This is a genomic window from Nocardia aurantiaca (assembly GCF_009708175.1).
Lineage (GTDB): Bacteria > Actinomycetota > Actinomycetes > Mycobacteriales > Mycobacteriaceae > Nocardia > Nocardia aurantiaca.
Genome location: NZ_WMBB01000017.1, coordinates 68858 through 87529 on the forward strand (window position 1 = coordinate 68858; position 18672 = coordinate 87529).

At 68.1% G+C, this 18672-nt stretch carries 17 protein-coding genes and 2 pseudogenes; 12 read left to right on the forward strand and 7 right to left on the reverse strand.

Annotation, left to right across the window (positions count from 1 at the left end; all coding sequences use genetic code 11):
• Positions 1–44 precede the first annotated feature (44 nt).
• On the forward strand, positions 45–1160 hold the full coding sequence (locus GLP40_RS29620; protein WP_154791308.1) for a hypothetical protein: 1116 nt from the start codon (positions 45–47) through the stop codon (positions 1158–1160).
• 68 nt (positions 1161–1228) lie between these two features.
• Here the strand turns inward: GLP40_RS29620 and GLP40_RS29625 are convergent, their stop codons facing one another.
• The 3 genes from GLP40_RS29625 to GLP40_RS29635 all read right to left on the reverse strand — a co-directional run bounded on the left by GLP40_RS29625 (position 1229) and on the right by GLP40_RS29635 (position 4305).
• Positions 1229–2359, reverse strand: coding sequence for a glycosyltransferase (locus GLP40_RS29625; RefSeq protein WP_328290805.1), 1131 nt, complete (start codon positions 2357–2359; stop codon positions 1229–1231).
• 240 nt (positions 2360–2599) lie between these two features.
• Entirely contained in the window at positions 2600–3499 is a 900-nt protein-coding gene (locus GLP40_RS29630; protein ID WP_154791310.1) for a dihydrodipicolinate synthase family protein, read from the reverse strand.
• 20 nt (positions 3500–3519) lie between these two features.
• Positions 3520–4305 carry an aldolase gene (locus GLP40_RS29635; RefSeq protein WP_154791311.1) on the reverse strand — a complete coding sequence of 262 codons (786 nt, stop codon included), beginning with the start codon at positions 4303–4305 and terminating at the stop codon, positions 3520–3522.
• Between the two features lie 76 nt (positions 4306–4381).
• Between GLP40_RS29635 and GLP40_RS29640 the strand changes: the two genes are divergently transcribed.
• From GLP40_RS29640 to GLP40_RS29685, 10 genes are all read left to right on the forward strand, one after another.
• The gene (locus GLP40_RS29640) at positions 4382–4948 is read left to right on the forward strand and encodes a helix-turn-helix domain-containing protein (RefSeq protein WP_154791312.1); all 567 of its coding nucleotides are present in this window, start codon (positions 4382–4384) and stop codon (positions 4946–4948) included.
• A gap of 39 nt (positions 4949–4987) precedes the next feature.
• On the forward strand, positions 4988–5908 hold the full coding sequence (locus tag GLP40_RS29645; protein ID WP_154791313.1) for a carbon-nitrogen hydrolase family protein: 921 nt from the start codon (positions 4988–4990) through the stop codon (positions 5906–5908).
• Between the two features lie 56 nt (positions 5909–5964).
• Positions 5965–6501, forward strand: coding sequence for a hypothetical protein (locus GLP40_RS34180; protein WP_230330065.1), 537 nt, complete (start codon positions 5965–5967; stop codon positions 6499–6501).
• A gap of 126 nt (positions 6502–6627) precedes the next feature.
• Positions 6628–7443 (forward strand): class I SAM-dependent methyltransferase, encoded by an 816-nt coding sequence (locus tag GLP40_RS29655; protein ID WP_154791314.1) that lies wholly within the window; start codon positions 6628–6630, stop codon positions 7441–7443.
• A 281-nt stretch (positions 7444–7724) separates the two neighbouring features.
• Entirely contained in the window at positions 7725–8447 is a 723-nt protein-coding gene (locus GLP40_RS29660) for a FadR/GntR family transcriptional regulator (RefSeq protein ID WP_154791315.1), read from the forward strand.
• Between the two features lie 235 nt (positions 8448–8682).
• Positions 8683–10206: an aldehyde dehydrogenase family protein gene (locus tag GLP40_RS29665; protein WP_154791316.1), complete on the forward strand. Its 1524-nt coding sequence runs from the start codon at positions 8683–8685 to the stop codon at positions 10204–10206.
• A gap of 28 nt (positions 10207–10234) precedes the next feature.
• Complete coding sequence (locus GLP40_RS29670) at positions 10235–11248, forward strand: hypothetical protein (protein WP_154791317.1); 1014 nt, start codon at positions 10235–10237, stop codon at positions 11246–11248.
• A gap of 11 nt (positions 11249–11259) precedes the next feature.
• Complete coding sequence (locus GLP40_RS29675; protein ID WP_154791318.1) at positions 11260–13626, forward strand: GMC family oxidoreductase; 2367 nt, start codon at positions 11260–11262, stop codon at positions 13624–13626.
• A gap of 106 nt (positions 13627–13732) precedes the next feature.
• The gene (locus tag GLP40_RS29680; RefSeq protein ID WP_154791319.1) at positions 13733–13954 is read left to right on the forward strand and encodes a hypothetical protein; all 222 of its coding nucleotides are present in this window, start codon (positions 13733–13735) and stop codon (positions 13952–13954) included.
• 5 nt (positions 13955–13959) lie between these two features.
• Complete coding sequence (locus tag GLP40_RS29685; protein WP_154791320.1) at positions 13960–15183, forward strand: hypothetical protein; 1224 nt, start codon at positions 13960–13962, stop codon at positions 15181–15183.
• A 109-nt stretch (positions 15184–15292) separates the two neighbouring features.
• On the opposite strand, the gene GLP40_RS29690 is transcribed toward GLP40_RS29685, so the two are convergent.
• The 4 genes and pseudogenes from GLP40_RS29690 to GLP40_RS29700 form a co-directional block, all read right to left on the reverse strand.
• Positions 15293–15610: a hypothetical protein gene (locus tag GLP40_RS29690; protein ID WP_456094009.1), complete on the reverse strand. Its 318-nt coding sequence runs from the start codon at positions 15608–15610 to the stop codon at positions 15293–15295.
• Positions 15611–15664: 54 nt separating this feature from the next.
• Positions 15665–15736, reverse strand: a pseudogene (locus GLP40_RS35215) (WYL domain-containing protein); the annotation flags it as partial.
• A pseudogene (locus GLP40_RS29695) lies at positions 15706–15927 on the reverse strand (hypothetical protein); the annotation flags it as partial. The pseudogenes GLP40_RS29695 and GLP40_RS35215, both read right to left, overlap by 31 nt.
• Before the next feature lie 224 nt (positions 15928–16151).
• A complete protein-coding gene (locus GLP40_RS29700; protein WP_154791321.1) occupies positions 16152–17216 on the reverse strand; it encodes a phospholipid scramblase-related protein in 1065 nt (354 codons plus the stop codon).
• A gap of 180 nt (positions 17217–17396) precedes the next feature.
• Between GLP40_RS29700 and GLP40_RS29705 the strand changes: the two genes are divergently transcribed.
• Positions 17397–18614, forward strand: coding sequence for a hypothetical protein (locus tag GLP40_RS29705; protein WP_154791322.1), 1218 nt, complete (start codon positions 17397–17399; stop codon positions 18612–18614).
• Positions 18615–18672 lie beyond the last annotated feature (58 nt).

Genomic DNA, 18672 nt, shown 5'->3' on the forward strand with positions numbered 1-18672 from the left:
GAATCGGGCCGCTCGGGTCCCTGATATTTCGGAGGGTGCGGGAGATGGACGAGGTGCTGCTCACGCCGCCGGATGCCGCCGAGGTGCGGTTCCTGGCGCGCGGTGTGGTCAGTGCGGCGGCGGGGGAGGCGAGGCTGACACCGCTGCAGGAGTTGCTGGTGCCGGCGCTGTTCCTGTCGATGACAGGGCATGCGGTGGAGTTGGCCGAGTTACGGCCGATCGGGGCCGCCGACTTCGCGGCGGGCATGGCGCGGCGCAATCAGATCTTCCGGGAGCGGATCGTGCAGACCATGCTGCTGGCGGCGCTGGTGGTACGGCCGCTGCCCGCCGAGGCGGGAAACCGGCTGCGGGAGTTCGCCGATGCGCTCGGCGTCGACGACGACATGATCACGGTCGCCCAACGCTATGCCGAGGGCGCGGTGGATCTGGCCGCGGTCGACTTCACGCGCAACGGGTATCTCGGCAATACGGAACCCTTGCGGCTGGACGCGCTGCACACCGAGGTCCTGGACAGCTCATGGAGCGCGGTCACCGACGATCCGGGGCTGGCCGGGCGCTGGGCCGAGCTGTCGGACCTGCCGGTCGGCACGCTGGGCCGCGGCGTCGCCGACTTCTATCGCGACCGCGGCTTCGTCACCCCCGGCCTGCCCGGTTCCGCGCCGCCACTGCTGGCCCAGCACGACTGGGTGCACGTGCTCGCCGGATATGGCACCACCCTCGAGAACGAGATCGAGGTATTCGCGTTCATGGCCCGCGCCAATGACGATCCGCGCGCGTTCAGCCTGCTGGCCATGGTGATCTCGCTGTTCGAGACCGGGTACCTGCGGGCGGGCGCGGGGCTGTTCGAGGCCGATGAAGGGCACTTGAGCACCGCGGGCATGGCCGCACGACTCGGTGATGCCATGCGGCGCGGGGCGCTCACGCAGGGCAGCCACGACTTCCTCGACCTGGACTGGTTCTCTCTCGCGGATCGCCCGATCACGGTGGTGCGCAACGAGATCGGGTTGGTCCCGAAGGCCGGCTCGGCGATCGCGGCAGGTTCGGCGGGGCCGTGGCAGTCCGGCGGAATCACGCCGTACCAGCTGAATTCGTCGAAGACCGCAGCCGAGGCGGCCGGGCGGCCTTACATCCCCTGGCAGCCCGACCCGTCGCGCGACTGATCGGCGCGGCAGGCCGATCGGATGAGCGAGGCGAGCGCCTTGCACACCGCTCACCCGATGGGTGCCCCTCAACTCGAGGCGAGCAGGCCGAGCATGCCGGAAACCGCTGCGGGCCAGGTGAATTGCTCGGCGCGGTGACGGGCGGCCCGGCGGCGTTCGGCGGGCGGGCGGGACAGAACGTCGGTGACGGCCTCGGCGAAGGCCCGCGGATGGTCGGCGGCTACCGCGCCCGCTTCGGCGGTGACAATGTCGGCGAGGGCGGAGGAGCGGCTGGCCACGACCGGCGTGCCGGCGGCGAGGGCTTCCAGGGCGGCGAGGCCGAAGGTTTCGTGCGGGCCAGGGGCCAGTGAGACGTCGGCGGTGGCCAGCAGGGTGGCCAAAGCCGTTCTGTCATCGATGAATCCGGTGAAGTGGACGGTGGGACGGCCGTTCGGGAGGGGCGGAATGAGGCTGGCGCGGCGTTCGAGGGCGTCACGGCGGGGGCCGTCGCCGGCGACCACGAGCCGGGCGTCGACGCCGCGCCGGCGCAGCGCGCCGACAGCGGCGATGCTGCGATCCACGCGCTTCTCGACCGACAGCCTGCCGCAGTGCACCAGCAGCGGGTAGTCGTCGGCGCCGAGGTCGGTGCGCAGGCGGTGATCGTGGCGGTCGGGACGGAACATGTCCAGATCCACGCCCAGCGGAACCAGTTCGACGTTCTCGACCTCGATTCGCTGGAACTCCTCGCGCGCGAACTCGGTGGTGCAGACGACGACGTCGTAGTTCTGGGCGGTGCGGCGGTTGGCCGCGTCGGCGGCGCGGCGAGCCATCGGACCGGGCAGGAACTGGCCGAGCAATCGGTCGAGGCGCTCATGGGAGATCATCACGCCCGCGATATCGCGCCGCCGGGCCCAGCGGCCGAACCCGCGCAGGGTCAGCCGGTCCGACACCTCCAGCACATCCGGCCGCAGCCCCGCGAGGGTGTCCGCCACCCGGCGCGGATCCGCCGCACGATAGCCACCGGTCCACGGAATCTCGGCCGCGGGCACCGTGATCCGCACCACCCCGGTGGGCAGCAACTCCTCCGCCCGCTTCGGCCCGGGCACGATGAGCACCACGTCATGCCCCGCCGCGACATACCCCTCGCCCAGATGGTGCAGCGCGGTACGCAACCCACCCGACCGCGGCCCATAGAAGTTAGCCAGCTGCACGATGCGCACGAGGCCGATCGTGCAGGGCAACGGATCACAGTCGGCACCCCCGACGCCAACACCGAATGAACACCCGCAAAAGACCTGGTGGCGGACAGACCCCGGCCGCATGGCGCGCCGTGCGGGACAGCACCCCCGCCTCCGTGCCGAATCTCGTGTTGCCCGTCGGGCAACGCGAGTGCGGCGACTCGGGCCAGGACAGATCCAACAAGCAAAGAGCCGCCCGAATTCGGCGGCTCTTTCGTTACTTCAGCTCACAGGGGGTTCCTGCCCTTCGATGGCCTCGAGCAGTGTGCGCAGCGTTTCCCGTTGACCGCTCTCGAGCGGTAGCAGTGGTGGGCGCGGATCCCCGACCGGCATGCGACGCAGGTCGAGACCTGCCTTCACGGTCGTCGGCAGCCCACCGGCGACAATGAATTCCAGCAGCGGCTTCAGCAACTGGTACAAATCCTTCGCGCGGTCCGATTCACCTTGGCGTACAGCTGAATACAACTCCAGGCATGGCGTCGCGGCCAAACAGGGTGCGGCCGTGCACCAGCCCGCGGCGCCATGGGTCAGGGCATCGAGCACCAGCGGATTACTGCCGTTGTAGTACGGCAACCGACCGCCGCTGAGTTCGGCCAGCGCCTTCATCCGGTTCAGATCGCCGGTCGATTCCTTCACCATGGTGAGGTTGTCGATGGTCTCGAACATCGACACCAGAAGTTCCGGCTTCATGTCGACGCCGCTGGTCGCCGGATTGTTGTACGCCATGATCGGAAGACCCACGGCCTCGGCCACTCGGGTGAAGTGCTGGACGATCTCGCGCTCGCTCAGTTTCCAATAGGACACCGGCAGAACCATCACCGCGTCGGCGCCCGCCGTCTCGGCGTAGCGGGCCCGGCGGATGGTGCCGGAGGTGGTCAGGTCGGAGACCCCGACGATGACCGGCACGCGGCCGGCCACCGTCGCCACGGTGGTGTCGACGACAGCGTCGAATTCGCGTTCGTCGAGGTATGCCGATTCACCGGTGCTGCCCAATGGAGCGATGGCGTGGACGCCAGTCGATACCAACCTGTCGACCAACCCGCGCAAGGCGGCGACGTCGATCTGGTCGTCGGCGGTGAACGGGGTGACCGGATAGGCAATGATGCCTTCGATTTTCGGCATAACAGCTCCTGACATGGTGATCACTGGTTGATTGCGTCAGGGTGACCGGTCAAGGCACGCCGCGCGTAGTAGGCGAAATTCGCCTTGCTGCGTTTGGCCGTCAACGTCCAGTCGTGGGCCTCACGAGCCAGCCGCTCGGGCAGCTCGGCGATCGTCCCGGCGGCCATGGCCGCCAGTTGCAGGGCCGCGCCGCGTTCGATCAACACCGCGAGTGAACACGCTTCCTCCACGCTGGCGCCCGCCACGACGTGTCCGTGGTGCGCGAGCAGAACAGCCTTCTTATCGCCGAGCGCGGCGGTGATGATCTCGCCCTCCTCGTTGCCGACCGGCACACCGGGCCAATCGGGCAGGAACGCGCAATCGTCGTAGAGCGGTGCGATATCCATCTGTGAGACCCGCAGCGGCACCTCGAGCATCGACAGCGCCGCGACATGGAATGGATGCGTGTGCACTATGCACTGCACGTCGGGACGGGCGCGGTAGATCCACGCGTGAAACCGGTTGGCGGGGTTGGCCATTCCGCTGCCGTCGAGTACCCGCAGGTCCTCGTCGACCAACAGCAGGTTGTCTTCGGTGATCTCATCGAATCCCAGGCCCAGCCGCTGGGTGTAGAACGTGCCCGGCTGCTCGGCGCGGGCGGTGATCTGTCCGGCCAGCCCCGAGTCGTGGCCGTGATCGAACAGGACACGACACGTCAGCGCGACTTTCTGTCGTGCGGTCCAGGGCACCTGCCCGAGCTCGGACACCATCTGCGCCCGCGCTCGCTCCATGAGAGTTGATTTCGAGTCGGTGAATGTGCTTGCCATACCTTCCTCCTGTCAGGTCGAGGACACATGGTTGACGATAGGACACATTGTGTCATTTCGTCAATAATGGTCACATATGACACGCTGTATCATCTGGTTCGAGGAAGGAGTCGTAGTGACCTTGTTGCGCACTGTCCGGCGACAGCAGCAGATGACCTTGGACGAGCTGGCCGAGCAGACGGGATTGACCAAGAGCTACCTGTCGAAGGTCGAACGCCGGCTCAGCATGCCGTCCATCGCGGCCGCGATGAAGATCGCGCGGGCGCTGCATGTCGATGTCGGTCAGCTGTTCTCGGACCAGGCCGCCGAGGCGCAGTTCGTTGTCGAACGGGCCACCGCGCCCGGCGAACAGCGCTACTGGCCCGTCGCGGCCGCGATGCTCGCCAAGACGATGTCTCCGTTCATCGTGTTCCCGACCGAAGAGTTCAGCGCGGACGGGCATCGGGTCCATAGCGGCCAAGAGTTCATCTTCGTGCACGCCGGGACGATCGAACTGAACTACAACGGCAGCATCACCGTGCTGGACACCGGCGACTGCGCCTATCTCGACGCCTCGCTCGAACATCGCATGCGCAGCATCGGCCCCATTCCCGCCCGGGTCGTCGTCGTGGCGAACAACGACACCCGGGAAGTCCGAAAATGACGACGGTGCTGGTGCCAATCCGCGGAAAGGTCCGCTGAAATGTTGGCTGCTGCAATCCAATTGAGCGCTGTACCGGGTGATGTCGCAGCGAATCTGCGGGCATGTGAACGACTGGCCGATGAGGCCGGACGAGCCGGTGCCCGGGTCATCGCGTTGCCGGAATTCTTCGCCACGGGAGTCGGATTCCTCGACAGCATCGCCGAGTCGGCACTGCCGACCGATGGTCCGGCCACCGACCTGTTGACCAGGGTCGCCGCCCGCTACGACGCACTGGTCGGAGGGTCATTCCTGTGTCGCGACACCGACGGTCACGTACGCAATGCCTACCTGCTCGCCGACTCGACCGGGATCGTGGGCCGCCACGACAAGGACCTGCCGACAATGTGGGAGAACGCCCTGTACATCGGCGGGCGGGACGACGGCGTGCTGACCGCCGGCGACCTACGTGTCGGTGCGGCCGTGTGCTGGGAACTCATGCGCGCTCAGACCGTCCGGCGATTGCGGGGCCGAGTGGATCTTGTGATGGCCGGGTCGGGTTGGTGGTCTGTCCCGCTCTGGCGCCCCCGCCCGCTATTCGAGTACCTCGAGCGATGCAACGCCGCCACGGCGCGACGGGCCGCCGCGTCGTTCTCGCAGTACGTGGGGGCGCCGGTCGTGCACGCAGGCCACGCGGGCGAGTTGGAATGCCCGATGCCCTGGATGCCCGCCCGTTATCATGGCCACTTCGAGGCGTCAACGCTGATCACCGCAGCGGACGGCACAGTGCTCGCCGAGCGCCCCCGCGAAGACGGCGAAGGCGTCGTCCTTGCCGAGATCGCTCCAGGCGGGGCGGCACCGGTTTTGGAGACACCGGACCGATTCTGGTTGCATCCGCGGGGCGCGCTACCCGCAGCGGCCTGGCATTACCAGCGCTGGCATGGACGGCGCTGGTACCGCCGCCACACGAAGGCCCGAGGATGAGCACTCTGATACGAATCGGATTGCTCGAGCTGGCATTCGGCGCGATGTTCGGATGGGTGATCGCCGCCGATCACGCCATGCCACAGCTGTACGGCCGCATCGGTTGCGTCAGCCCTCGCCGCTTACTCCAGGCCCACATCGACTACGTGATCATGGGAGTGATCCTGATCGCGGTCGGGACGGCCGTACCGGATCTGGCTACTTGGGCCGCGACGCTCGTCCTCACAGGCACACTGCTCAACCCAACCTTGTTCCTGCCCTTGGCTTTTCATGAGAAACTGACCGACAACCTCGGTTACCGGATCGTGAGTGTGATCTCGTTCCTGGCCACCAGCGTCGGCCTGGTCTCCGCGGCATTGAGTTATCAGCCGCCATGGGCTCCAGCGATCCGGCCGTCCGCGTTCCAGCGTGGACGGCCACCTGATCACGCGGGCGCGAACAAGCACGCCGGATCGAACAGCGTCTTGTCGCGTTCGGGTCGGGTCGCGAATTCGGCGGAGACCTTTGTCGAGGAAGATCTGTTCGCAGTCGAGCGCGGCGAGCGCATCGTGTCGGGGGTCGGGATTCTGGTCAGTGTGGACACGCGCCCGTAGCCGACTCCGTCCGGCGCCCGCCGAACCACCTGCCCTCCACCGGTCGCGTCAGATGCGACACGCCGCATCATCGGCAAGAGGCTCTGCTCATGGGTCCGACCGTGAAATGTGAGTAGCGTCGCCGGTATGCCAGGCGCCGAACTCGTCGGAGTGCAGAAGACCGTCAGCCTCGTTCTCAAGGCCAAAGCACTGGACAACCGGCTGCCGGACCCGATCCTCGGCGACAAATACGCCGAGCAGGCGATGCGCCGCCTCGACCCCGATTACGACAACCGCAGATTCGGTACCAGCCAAATGGGCCTCGCCGTCGTGGTGCGCACCAAGACCCACGACGACTGGGCCCGAAGCTTCCTCGCCGATCACCCCGACGCGGTGGTGTTGCACCTGGGCTGCGGCCTCGACGCCCGGGTATACCGGATCGACCCGCCCGCCACCGTCGATTGGTACGACCTGGACTACCCCTCCGTCATCGAACTGCGGCAACGACTCCTGCCGCCGCGCGCGCACTACACCCTGATCGGCTCCAGTGTCACCGACCTGACCTGGCTGGACCGTATCCCCCGTGGCCGGCCGGTGCTGATGATCGCCGAGGGACTGGTGCCCTACCTGACCGAGACCGATGTTCGGCGGTTGCTGACCAGCGTCGTCGACGCGTTCCCCGCCGGCCAGATACAGTTCGATACGGTCGCGGTCTGGGCATGGCGCGCCTCGAAATGGTTCCCCACGCTGCGCAAATACGACACCCGGTTCCACTGCGGCTTCAACGATCCGGCCGCGCTGGCCGATTGGCACCCACGGCTCGAATACGTCGACGAGGCGCCGATGAACGACTCACCGGTCCTGATGGCCAAGGCGCCCGCGAACACACGCCGGATGTTCCGCCTCTTGAACCTGCTGCCTGGCATGAAACGGTCCACCCGCATCGTGCGGTTCCGGTTCTGAGTCACTGTTTGCCATCCCCGCAAGTTCCATGGCAGCGCCACGGCCGTGATCCAGCAGCCGTTCTGATTCAACGTCACCGTGACGCCGGATCAGAACGGTTTTGTGAAGGACGGAAAGAAGTGCAGCCTGTGTAGGGCGGTGCGAGGTTCACGACGCTGGCCGCGGGTGGTCGGCGGCGCATGATTGCCGCGAGATCGTTGACGCGATCCGCTGGATCGAGCCGAGGGTGGTCACTGGTCTGGCCGCTTGACCTGTTGGGTAGGGAGACTTAACGTTCGGGGATGGCGTTCAAGCGGATCGATCGGCGGACGGTGCCGGATACCGTGTTCGAGCAGCTCGTGGGGGAGGTGCTGGACGGCGAGTTGGCGCCGGGGGCGGCGCTGCCGGCGGAACGGGCGCTGGCCGAGACGCTGGGGGTGTCGCGGCCGACGGTGCGGGAGGCGTTGCAACGGTTGGCGCATACCGGGCTGGTCGAGGTGCGGCAGGGTGGGTCGACGACGGTGCGCGACTTTCGGCGGCACGCGGGGCTGGAGATGTTGCCACGGTTGTTGATTCGGCAGGGGGAGCTGGATCACGCGGTGGTGCGGTCGATTCTGGAGACGCGGCGGGCGCTCGGGCGGGAGGTGGCGGGACTGGCCGCCGAACGGGCCGGGGAAGGGTTGGCCGAGCACTTGCACGCGGCGGTGGAAGCACTTGCGGCGGAACGGGATCCGGTAGCGCAGCAGATGGCGGCGGTCGCCTTCTGGGATCGCCTGGTGGATGGCGCGGATTCCATTGTGTATCGGCTGCTCTACAACGATCTGCGGGCGGTGTACGAACCCGCGGTCGAGGCGTTGGCGGGACTGATGGCCGGTGAGGTGGGCAGCACCGATCGTTATCGAGCGCTGGCCGATGCGGTGATCGCGGGCGATGCCCAGGGGGCACGGGCAGCAGCGGATGCGCTGCTGGCGATCGCGGCCGAGTCCTTCGACGCGTTTCTGCGACAGACACAGCCCAGCGCATAGCCCGCCGCCCCCATCCGGCCTGAGGATCGGCGCGATCAGGTTCGCATACACGAGCTGACCACCTTTACGGTTCACCAACGCCCTCGGGCGGGAAGGCATCGCCTCAATGGGCGATCACCGCGATCGAGGGAGGATGCGCACGCCCTGGTCTTGCGTTTCGGACTCGGCTCGATATATTGGTCTGACCACTTGGCCACCAGGCCAAGATTACTTGTCGCAATAAGGCGGTACGCGTATGACGCCCCCTCTGCCATCGCCACGCGAGGCTCCCGGTGAGGGCATGGACGTGGTAGCCGCGGCCACTCTGCTGGGCCGGGCGCGTGAGGCGCAGTCGGAATGGGCTGCTCGCACGGTTGCCGAGCGTGTCCACGTCATGGAGTCGCTGCCACGGTTGCTGTTCGACCGGATGGATCACATCGCGGATGCGATCGTCGCCGAGAACGGCAAGCCGCGCGCCGAGGCGCTGGCGCACGAGGTGGTACCGGCAGTCGCGCTCGCGCGCCACCACCTCGACAGTGCGGTCGCCACGCTCGGGGAGGCCCGGATCAGCTCGGCGACCGTGCCGCATCGGAAGGCGATTCGCACTCATCAGCCCTACGGGGTCGTGGTCGCGATCGCGCCGTGGAATCTGCCGTTCCTGATTCCGTTCAGCCAGGTGCTGCCCGCGCTGATCGCGGGGAATGCGGTGGTGCTCAAGCCTTCCGAGCTCACCCCGCGCGTGGCCGAAGTGCTGGTCGAGCTGATTTCCGACTGCGGGTTGCCAACGGGCGTGCTGCAACTCGCGGTCGGCGACGGCGCCGTCGGTGCGGAGTTGGTCGCGGCACGGCCGGACAAGGTGCTGTTCACCGGGTCGGTTGCCACCGGCCGCAAGGTCATGGCGGCGGCTGCTCGGTTTCCGATCCCGGTCGGGCTGGAGTTGGGCGGGATCGATGCCGCGATCGTGCTCGACGATGCCGATCTGGAGTTCACGACCTCGGCGGTGGCGTGGGGTGCGAACTTCAATGGGGGACAGGCCTGTTGCTCTATCGAGCGGGTGCTCGTGCACGACTCGTTGCACGACGCGTTTCTGGTGCGGCTCGAGGACAAGCTGCGGCGCATCGATGCCCGGCGGGATCTGGCGCCGGCAATCGATGAACGCCAGCAGCGGGTGTGGGAGCGGCACCTCGCGGGCGCACGGCAGGACGGTGTGCAGGTGCGTGGCGGAGAACCGGGACGCGGCCGTCATCTCTCGCCTGCCGTGGTGAGTGGTCCGGGCGTCACGGCGACCGAGGTGTGGCAGGAGGAGACCTTCGGGCCGGTGGCGGTGGTGGCGCGATTCGCCTCCGATGACGAAGCCGTGGCACTGCACAATGCGACCGAGTACGGACTGACCGCCAGCGTCTTCTCCGCAGATGCCGGGCGGGCCCGGGCGCTGGCACGGCGGCTGCGCGCGGGCGCGGTGTCGGTCAATGATGTTGCGGCCACGATGTATTCGACGCCGGAGCTGCCGTGGGGCGGCGTCGGTCTGTCGGGATTCGGGCGCTCGCACGGGGTGGACGCGCTGCTCGACGCGAGCTGGGTGCAGGTCGTGGATCTGCCGCGCGGTCCGGTATTCGGGCCGAAGCGGCCCTGGTGGTATCCGTACGGGCCGGAGCTCGAGGACGCCATGCGGGCGCTGGCCTCGAGCGCGATCGCGCCGCAGGCGGCGGCCCGCCTGCGCGGGTACGGGCGCGCCGGTCAACTGCTGCTGGGCATGCTCAGCCGGCAGCCGAAACTCTGAAGGGCATGGATCGGTGAAACACCAAGTGATGACCGCCATCGCACAGAACGCTCCGCGGCTGCGGGCGGGCGCCGATCACGTCGAATCGTGGTTCGTCCGCGCCAACGACCCGCGGTCGCCGCGGGCGGTGTGGATCAAGGCGACCGTGCTCACCTCGAGCGACGGGACCGCGCTGGCGCAGGCATGGTGCAGCGTCTTCGACGGGCGGCGCACGCACGCGTGGTGTGCCGATATCCCGTTGGACGCGGCGCGATTCGAGACGCACTCGATCGGGCAGGACATCGCCGTCGGCCCGTTGACCCTGTCGTTGACCGGGCGCGGCGGCACGACGGGCGGCACGCTGTCCGATGCCGCGCAGACTGTCGCCTGGGATCTGAGTTTCAGCACGGTGGCGGGTCTCGGCGAGCCCATGTCGCTGCTGCCGACCGACCGGTTGCTCGATGCCCCCGTGCCGAGTAATAAACTGGTGACACCCTTTCCGGTGCTGACCTGCACGGGTTGGCTGGAGTTGCAGAGCGAGCGCTGGGATCTCACCGGCTGGCACGGGATGCAGGGCCACAACTGGGGCCGGGAGCACAGCCCCGAATACGCCTGGGGCCAATGCGTTTTCACCGATGCCCGCGACGGCGAACCCTTCGCCGTGGTGGAGGCCGCCTCGGGGCGCACCCGGCTCGCGGGCCGCGCGTCGCCGTTGCTGTCCATGCTGGTCATCCGCCGCGGTGACGAGGAATTCCGCTTCGATCGCATCGTCGACCTGTGGCGGCAGCGCCCCCGGCTGGAATTCCCGGCGTGGACGCTGCGCATGCGCGGCCGCCACGGCACCGCGGAACTGCGCATGCACGCCGAGCCCGAGCAGATGGTGTGCCTGGCCTACCGCAATCCGGCGCGCGCCACCAGCTACTGCCTCAACTCCAAGACCGCCGCCGTCCGCGTGCATGTCGCGCCGATCAACGGCAATGCCTTCGAGCTGCGCAGCCCACATGGCGGAGCGCTGGAATTCCTTGTCCCGCACCCGGTTGCGTCGGTGTCCCCGATCGTCTGAGAGAGACCGCCATGCCTTTGACCTTCTTCGAGACCATGCGCGGCGAACTCTACGACGCCGCCGGGCAGGCGCATCACGTCGCCATGGATCTGCGCTGCGAATCCGGGCACGCGCGCGGATTCGTCACCAATGGACGCGCCCGCATCACCGGCACCATCCGCGCCCTGCCGTGGGCCGAGGGCGCGGCGGTGATCGGCACCCTGATCGCGCTGCCGGTCACCAAACGGCTGATGAGCTACGAACTCGAGTTCCGCGACGACGAGGGCCGCGCCTGGCGGCTGAGCGGACGCAAGGACGTGCGCCGGCTGCGCGGCGCGCACGCCGGCCTCACCACTCTGGCCACCACCCTCTCGTGCGAGGGTGAGCACGTCGCGCGGGGGCGAATGCAGTTCTTCGCCAACGACTATCCGAGTTTTCTGCGCTCGTTCCAGCCGTGGGTGTCGCTGCGTGCCGACCTGGCCGACGGCAGCAGTCCGGAGGGGATCCTCGGCCCGGGCCATCGCGAGACTCTCGCGGCGCTGGCCGAGGTCCTCATCGAGCCCGGCGGGTCGGTGCCGCCGGTCGACACCGGCACGATCGATCGGGTCGACGCCTATATCGGCAATATGACCCCGCTCATGCGATCCGGGCTGCGGGCGGCGTTGCGCGGTCTCGATGCGGCGGCGCGCGCCAAGCACGGCAAACGCGTTGCGGCGCTGACGGTTCCGCAGCGTCAAGCGCTGGTGGAGGATGCCCGGCACGGGGCGGCGCTACGGCACGCCGTCGATGCCGTCGAGACTCCGCTGCGGATAGCGCATTTCGGCGACCGCCGCTATCTGGACGCGATCGGCGCGCCACGCTATGACGAACCCGTGCTCGAGCAGCGGCCCGGATGGATGGCCAATGTCGCCACCCCGACCGGCCTGTCGCGGCGGGAGGCGATCGACTGCGATGTCGTGGTGATCGGCACCGGCGCGGGCGGTGCGGCGGCCGCGGCCCGGCTCACCGAGCAGGGCCTGGGCGTGATCATGGTCGAGGAGGGCGACTATGCCGGTCGCGCGCAGTTCCGCGGGGATCTGGGGGAGCGCACCCAGAAGTATTGGCGCGACGGCGGATACAACCTCGCGCTCGGCAACACCGTGCTGGGCGTGAGCACCGGGCGGCTGGTGGGCGGGACGACCGCCATCAATTCCGGCACCGCCTTCCGCACCCCCGACGCGGTGCTGCGGGAATGGCTGGATCTGGGCTTCCCGAGTGACTTCACCCCCGAGGCGTTCACGCCGTATCTGGACGAGGTCGCCGCCGAATTGGGGATCAGCACCGCCGATCCCCGGTACCTGGGCCGCGTCGCGCAGATCGTCGCCGCGGGCGCGGACGCCCTGGGCGCGGCGCACGGTCCGCTGCCTCGCAATGCGATCGGCTGCGATGGGCAGGGCCAGTGCGTGCACGGCTGCCCGACCGACGCCAAGCGCTCGAGCAATGTCAGCTGGGTGCCGCGGGCGTTGAAGGGCGGCGCGCAGCTGTACACGAACCTGACCGTCACCCGAATCCTGTTGTCGGGCGGTCGCGCGACCGGTGTGCTGGCCGAGGGCCAGGACGAGCACGGCGCCCCGCGGACCCTGGAGATCCGCTCCCGCGCGGTGGTGATCGCGACCGGGACGCTCATGACGCCGCTGCTGTTGCGCCGCAATGGCATCACCCTGCCCGCGCTGGGCCACCACCTGTCGGTGCATCCGTCCCTCGGCGCGGTGGCCATGATGCCCACACCCGGATCGCCGTGGTCCGGTATTCCGCAGGGGTATCAGGTGGAAGGGCTGGGCGATCCACTGGTCACCTTCGAAGGCGTGTCCATCCCACCGCAGTTCGCGGCCGGCGCGCTGCCCTTCCACGGTGCGCGACTCACCGAGTGGATGAATCGCTGGTCCTGCACCGAGCAATTCGGTGCGATGGTGCGCGATACCGGCACCGGCAGCGTGCATCACGGGCCGGGCGGGCGGACCCTGATCCGCTATCACCTGACGCCGCGTGTGCAGGCCGCGTTGCAGCATGCGTGCGCGAGCCTGGCCGAGCTGTTCCTGCGCGGCGGCGCGGAGTCGGTGGCGCTGCCGATCGCGGGGACCCCGCCGATCCGCACTCTCGATCAAGCTCGCACCGTCGCCGAGATCCGGTTGAGTCCGCGTCAGTTCCGTATGATGGGCCCGCATCCGCTGGGAACCGCCCGCATGGGTCGGGATGCGCGCGAGGCGGTGGTGGATTTCGAGCATCGAGTTTTCGGCACGACCGGTCTGTATATCGCCGACGGGTCGGTTGTCCCGACGTCGCTGGGCGTCAATCCGCAGGTCACGATCATGGCCTTCGCTCTGCGTGCCGCCGATTTGATTGCGGCCGACCTCAATTGACCGAACTCGCCCCCTTACCGCTCTGGCGCACCACCAGCGATCTGGTAGAGATTGGTAGACGGATACTGGGGTGATCCGGATCATTCCGGAGAATGGGGACGAATCAATGGGCGCCAGAGCCGAACTGGAGCGGGAATTGGGTGGGCCGCTGGCCGCGCTCGATCTGCTGAACGAAGCCGAGATCGCCGATCTGCTGACAGTCTTCCAGCAGGCCCGGCGCACCGAGAACATCGCCATGGTGGAGGCGGTCGACAAGACCGTCAGCGCCCTGCCATGGCCGTTGCGCACCGCCGCCAAGAAGATCATGTTCGGCAACACGCTGGGATAGGGCCGATGAGCGATCTGGTGACCCGCGCGCAGATCACCCTGCTGTCGCGAACCCTGCACGTGCCCGAGGACAGGCTCGCGCCGCTCGAGAAGCTGGGTGCGGCCCACCTGCACGAATTACAGGAGCGCATGGCGAAGGTGATGTTCGCTGAGCACGCTGCGATCTTCTCGCGGCTGTCGATGCTGGTGCCGATCATTCCGTTGAGCATTTCGATGCCGCTGGTGCAGAAGTTGGTGCCGCCGGTAATGGCCGGGCGGGCGGCGGGCGCGATCGGGGTGGACCATCCGAAGAAGGCCGCCGAGGCGGTGACCATGCTCGACCCCGGCTATGCCGCCGCGGCCGCGCCGTACATGGATCCGCACGCCGTCGGGCAGCTCGCCGACATCGCGCCGACCGAACCGGTCATGAAGATCATCAATGAGCTGCTGCGGCGCGGGGACTACATCACCGCGGGCCCGTTCCTGGCCTATGCGACACCGGAATTGGTGCGCGCGGTCGAGGAGGACGTGCACGACGACGAGGGACTGATCCGGTCGGCGTCCTACTCCTATTCGGGGGAGAACATCAGCGTCATCGTCCGGCATCTGCTCACCGGCGACGGGCGGCGGATTCCCACGCTGGTGCGCACGATTCTGCAGGGGTCCAAGGAGCTGCGGCTGGCGGCGCTGTCGGTATTCGCGCGCTGTGACACCGATGTGATCGTGGCGATCGGCGACATCCTGTTCGATATGGGCTCGGCCGACGAGATCGCCGAGCTGACCCAGACCTTCATCGCCGCCGAGGCGGTGCCGGAGACGCTGCGGTTCATCGGGCAGCTGAGCCCGTCGGCGCTGGATCTGCTGGCCGCCAATCCGATCATCTCCGAGCCGGAGTCCATCGACGCGGTCGCGGGTGCGGCGAACAGCAGCAGCGAGGCCGCGGTGTGGCGGGGTCTGCTGGAGCTGGCCGAGCGCACCGAGGCGAGCATCTCACGCCGAATCGGCGGGGCGATCTCACATTTCGACACCCCGACCCTGACCCACCTGCCGACTCTGGCGACGATCGCGCACCTGTGGCCACCGCTGCTGAAGGTCCTCGCCACCGCCGAACCGGATGCACAGTCGCGGATCGGGGAGCTGTGGTCGGCGCAGCCGGCATCGGAGCGCCATGCGATCGAGCAGCGCATCGCCGATCTCGGGCTGGGTGAGCGGTTGACGACACTGACCATAACCTTGCAGCTCAGGCAATAGTACGGAAAGGCCACGGCCCCCGGGATTTTCGAGTCACGGTAGCCGTCGCGCTTTCGGGCTCCGAGCTGAGACTGTCGCCACGCGAGTACTTCCGACGCCTGGAAGAAGGCTATGTCTTCAGGCGTGCGGCGCGCTCTGCGCGCCGGGACAAAGCGGCGAAGGCATCACGGAATGAGTCCGGGCCGATGACCTCGATCTCGGTGTCGAAACGCGCCAGCGTCGCGGCGAGCGCGGCCCAGGACCAGGAACCGGCCACCAGTCTGGTTCGGGCGGGACCGAGTGCCTCGACGACTCCGTCGCCGGCGAACGGGGCAACCTGTGCGGCGGGGAGGTCGAGGACCGCCTCACCGCGACAAGGCCAGGCGTTCGTGCTGTCGGAGCCTTTGAACCGAGCGGACAGGAACGCGGCGACGTCGCCACCAGGCACGTGCCGGGGGCTGAAGCGCGGCCCGTGGGGAACGCGCAGCACCATCCGATCGGCACGAAAAATCCGCCAATCCCGGCGCTCGGGATCCCATCCGATCAAATACCAGCGTCCACCCCGAACCACAAGGTGATGGGGCGACGGAGGATGTCCCCCGACGCCCTGCTGGGCGGCGCCGACGGCGCTCGGTCGCCGGCCGGCAGCACCCGGCTGTTGCGGTAGCCGGGGACCTGGCGCGTGTTGTCGGTGAACCGCGTGGCCGAAAGCACCTGGGAGATCTGGACTTTCACACCGGTGACGCGTTCGAAGCTGTCCTCGAGTTCCTGCGCGGTGACCGGGCTGGTGCGGTCGGCGGGCGGGCCGTCGAGTTCGACGGTGAGGAAGCGGCCGGGCGTCCACGCCCGTTAGACGCAGCTAGCACGCCAGCATGAGCCCGACCGGTCCGGCCCCGACCACCACCACATCTCGTGTCTCGTTCATGGGAATCACTGTGGTGGCGGCCGATTGCCGGGCCCTCGCGTCGGCTTGCGCGTCGCTTGCGCGGTCAGTTCCAGCCGCGCTGGTCCTGCTTCAGGGCGGTGTCGATGGCCAGACCGGAGGCCACCACCATGGCCAGCAGCGGCTGGGGCAGCTGGCGGTGGATCTGCACGACATAGTTGTCGGCGGTGGTGAACATGGTCTCGAGCAGGCCCTCCCACGTCTTGGTGATGCGGGCGACCTCCTGACCGGTGTGGTCGTGGATGGCGAAATTCCAGGCCCGCCAGTTCTCGGCGCGGATCCCGCCGATCTGCTGGCCGTTGACCACGAAGGCGAAATTGATCTTGCCGATCATATTCTCCTGGACGATCTCACCGATCGGCGCGCCATTGCCCTGCTCGAGCAGGAACTTGGACTTGAAAACCTTGGCCGGGCGGGTGATTCGCATGAGGCACTGGCCGTGCGCGTCGCGGATCTCCAGCTTGTGGGTCATGAACTGGTCGTAGCTGGACAGGAAGCGCACGGCTTTCTTCAGCGCGCTCTGCCCGACCTCCGCGACCGCGCCGATCTGACGGCCGTGCTGGTCGAAGACGCTGTACTCGTTGACCATTTCGATCAACTTTACCTTCTGGTTCACCACCAGGACCGGCTCGGTGAACACCGTGCCGCCGCCGGATTGGCTGGGCGCGATCCCGGCCTGCTGCTGCACCTGGCGCTGGATGTCGGCCGGGTTGCCGGCGCTGCCGACCTCGAGCTCCCAGGGGCTGGCCTCGCTGTGCGGGGCGAACTGCTGCCGGCCGTAGGCCTGCCCCGGCTGCTGGTGCGGCGGGCGCTGGCCGTAGGTCTGTTGTGGTTGTTGGGCGTAGGCCTGCTGGGGATGCTGCGGTGCGAACTGCTGCTGGACCTGATACGGCTGTGACTGCTGGGCGTACTGCGCCTGGTTCGGGTGGTGGGGCTGGTTCGCGCGCTGCGCCTGTTGGGCGTACGGGTCGGACTGCGGCTGGTTCGGTTGCTGGGCGGGCGGGGCCGGTTGCTGCTGGGGCTGAGTGTGATTCGTCCATTGGCTGCCGTCCCACCAGCGGAGCACAGGTGAACCGGGACGCTCGGGGTACCACCCCGCGGGTTGACTCATGGCCGCATCCTAACGGTGTACAGGGACTCTGCACTTTTTGCACTTTTCGCCCGGTAGTCACCTCTATGATGGGCGGTCGACATCCGGAGGCCGAGCGCAGGTCGCCCGGGGAAACGGGGAAAATATGTCCGCCACAGTCGAATTCGCGGTTTGCCACGCGTGCACGGTGCGGCCGGGCTTATGACCGAACTGGTGACGCGAGCCCAGCTCGTCCTGCTGGCCCGGACAATGCATGTGCCGGCGGAACGGCTCGCCCACCTCGAACGGCTCGGCCCGCATCGGCTGCACGAGCTGCAACAACGCATGGCAGAAAACCTCTTCGACCGGCATGCGCCGGTATTCGAGCGCATGGCCCGGCTGGTCCCCCTCATCCCGCTGAGCATCTCGATTCCGATCGTGCAGAGACTGGTGCCGCCCACCATGACCGGGCGCGCGGCCGGCGCGATCGGGGTGAAGTATCCGGCCAAAGCGATCGAGGCGCTGCTGCGGCTGAATGTCGGTTATGCGGCGGACTGCGCGCCATATCTGGATCCGCGCACCGTCGGACAGCTCGCCGACGACGCCCCGCCCGCGCCGGTGGTGGCGATCCTGAACGAGCTGCTCAACCGGCGCGACTACATCACCGCCGGGCCGTTCCTCGCCTATGCGACACCAGAACTGATCCAGGCGGTCGAGGAGGGTGTGCCCGATGACGAGGGGCTCATCCACTCGGCCGCCTACGCGTACTCGGCGGAGTCCCTCAGCGCGGTGATGCGGCAGCTGCTCGCGGGCAGCAGTCAGCGGCTGCCGCGGCTGCTGGGCGCGGTCATCAACGGCTCCAAGGAATTACGGCTGGCCGCGCTGTCGGTGTTCGCGCGCTGCACCCCCGATGTGATCGCCGCGGTGGGTGAGATCCTCTTCGACGTGGCCCCGCCCTCGGCGGTGGCCGACCTGATCGCCACCTATATCGCCGCCGACGCCACCGACGACATGCTGCGCTTCTTCGGGCGGCTCAGTCCCGATACCCTGACCCGCCTGGCGCTCAACCCGGTGCTGCCGGAGATCGCCGAGGTCCTGGTCGACGCCGTCGACGGCAGCAGCGATCTGGCCGTGTGGCGCGGCGTCCTCGAACCCCTCGCCCGCACCCCCGCCGAGGTGCGCCGCCGCGCGGGCCTACGCCTGGCCCGGCTCGACACCCCGACCCTCATCACGCTGCCCGCCCTGGCCCAGGCCGCTCGACTGTGGCCGCCGCTGCTGTGGGTGCTCGCCGCCACCGATGTCGATGTCCAGGCCCGCATCGGCGAACTGTGGGCCACCTCCACTCGTCTGGACCTCGAGGTCCTCGATCGCCGCATCGCCGACCAGCGCCTGGATTCGCTGCTGGCCACGCTGACCAACACGATCCGCTTCCTGCGCTGAGCGCGCCCCGGCTCTCCGATCGTTCGTCTCGGCGACCGGGCATCGGCGCGCGCAACTC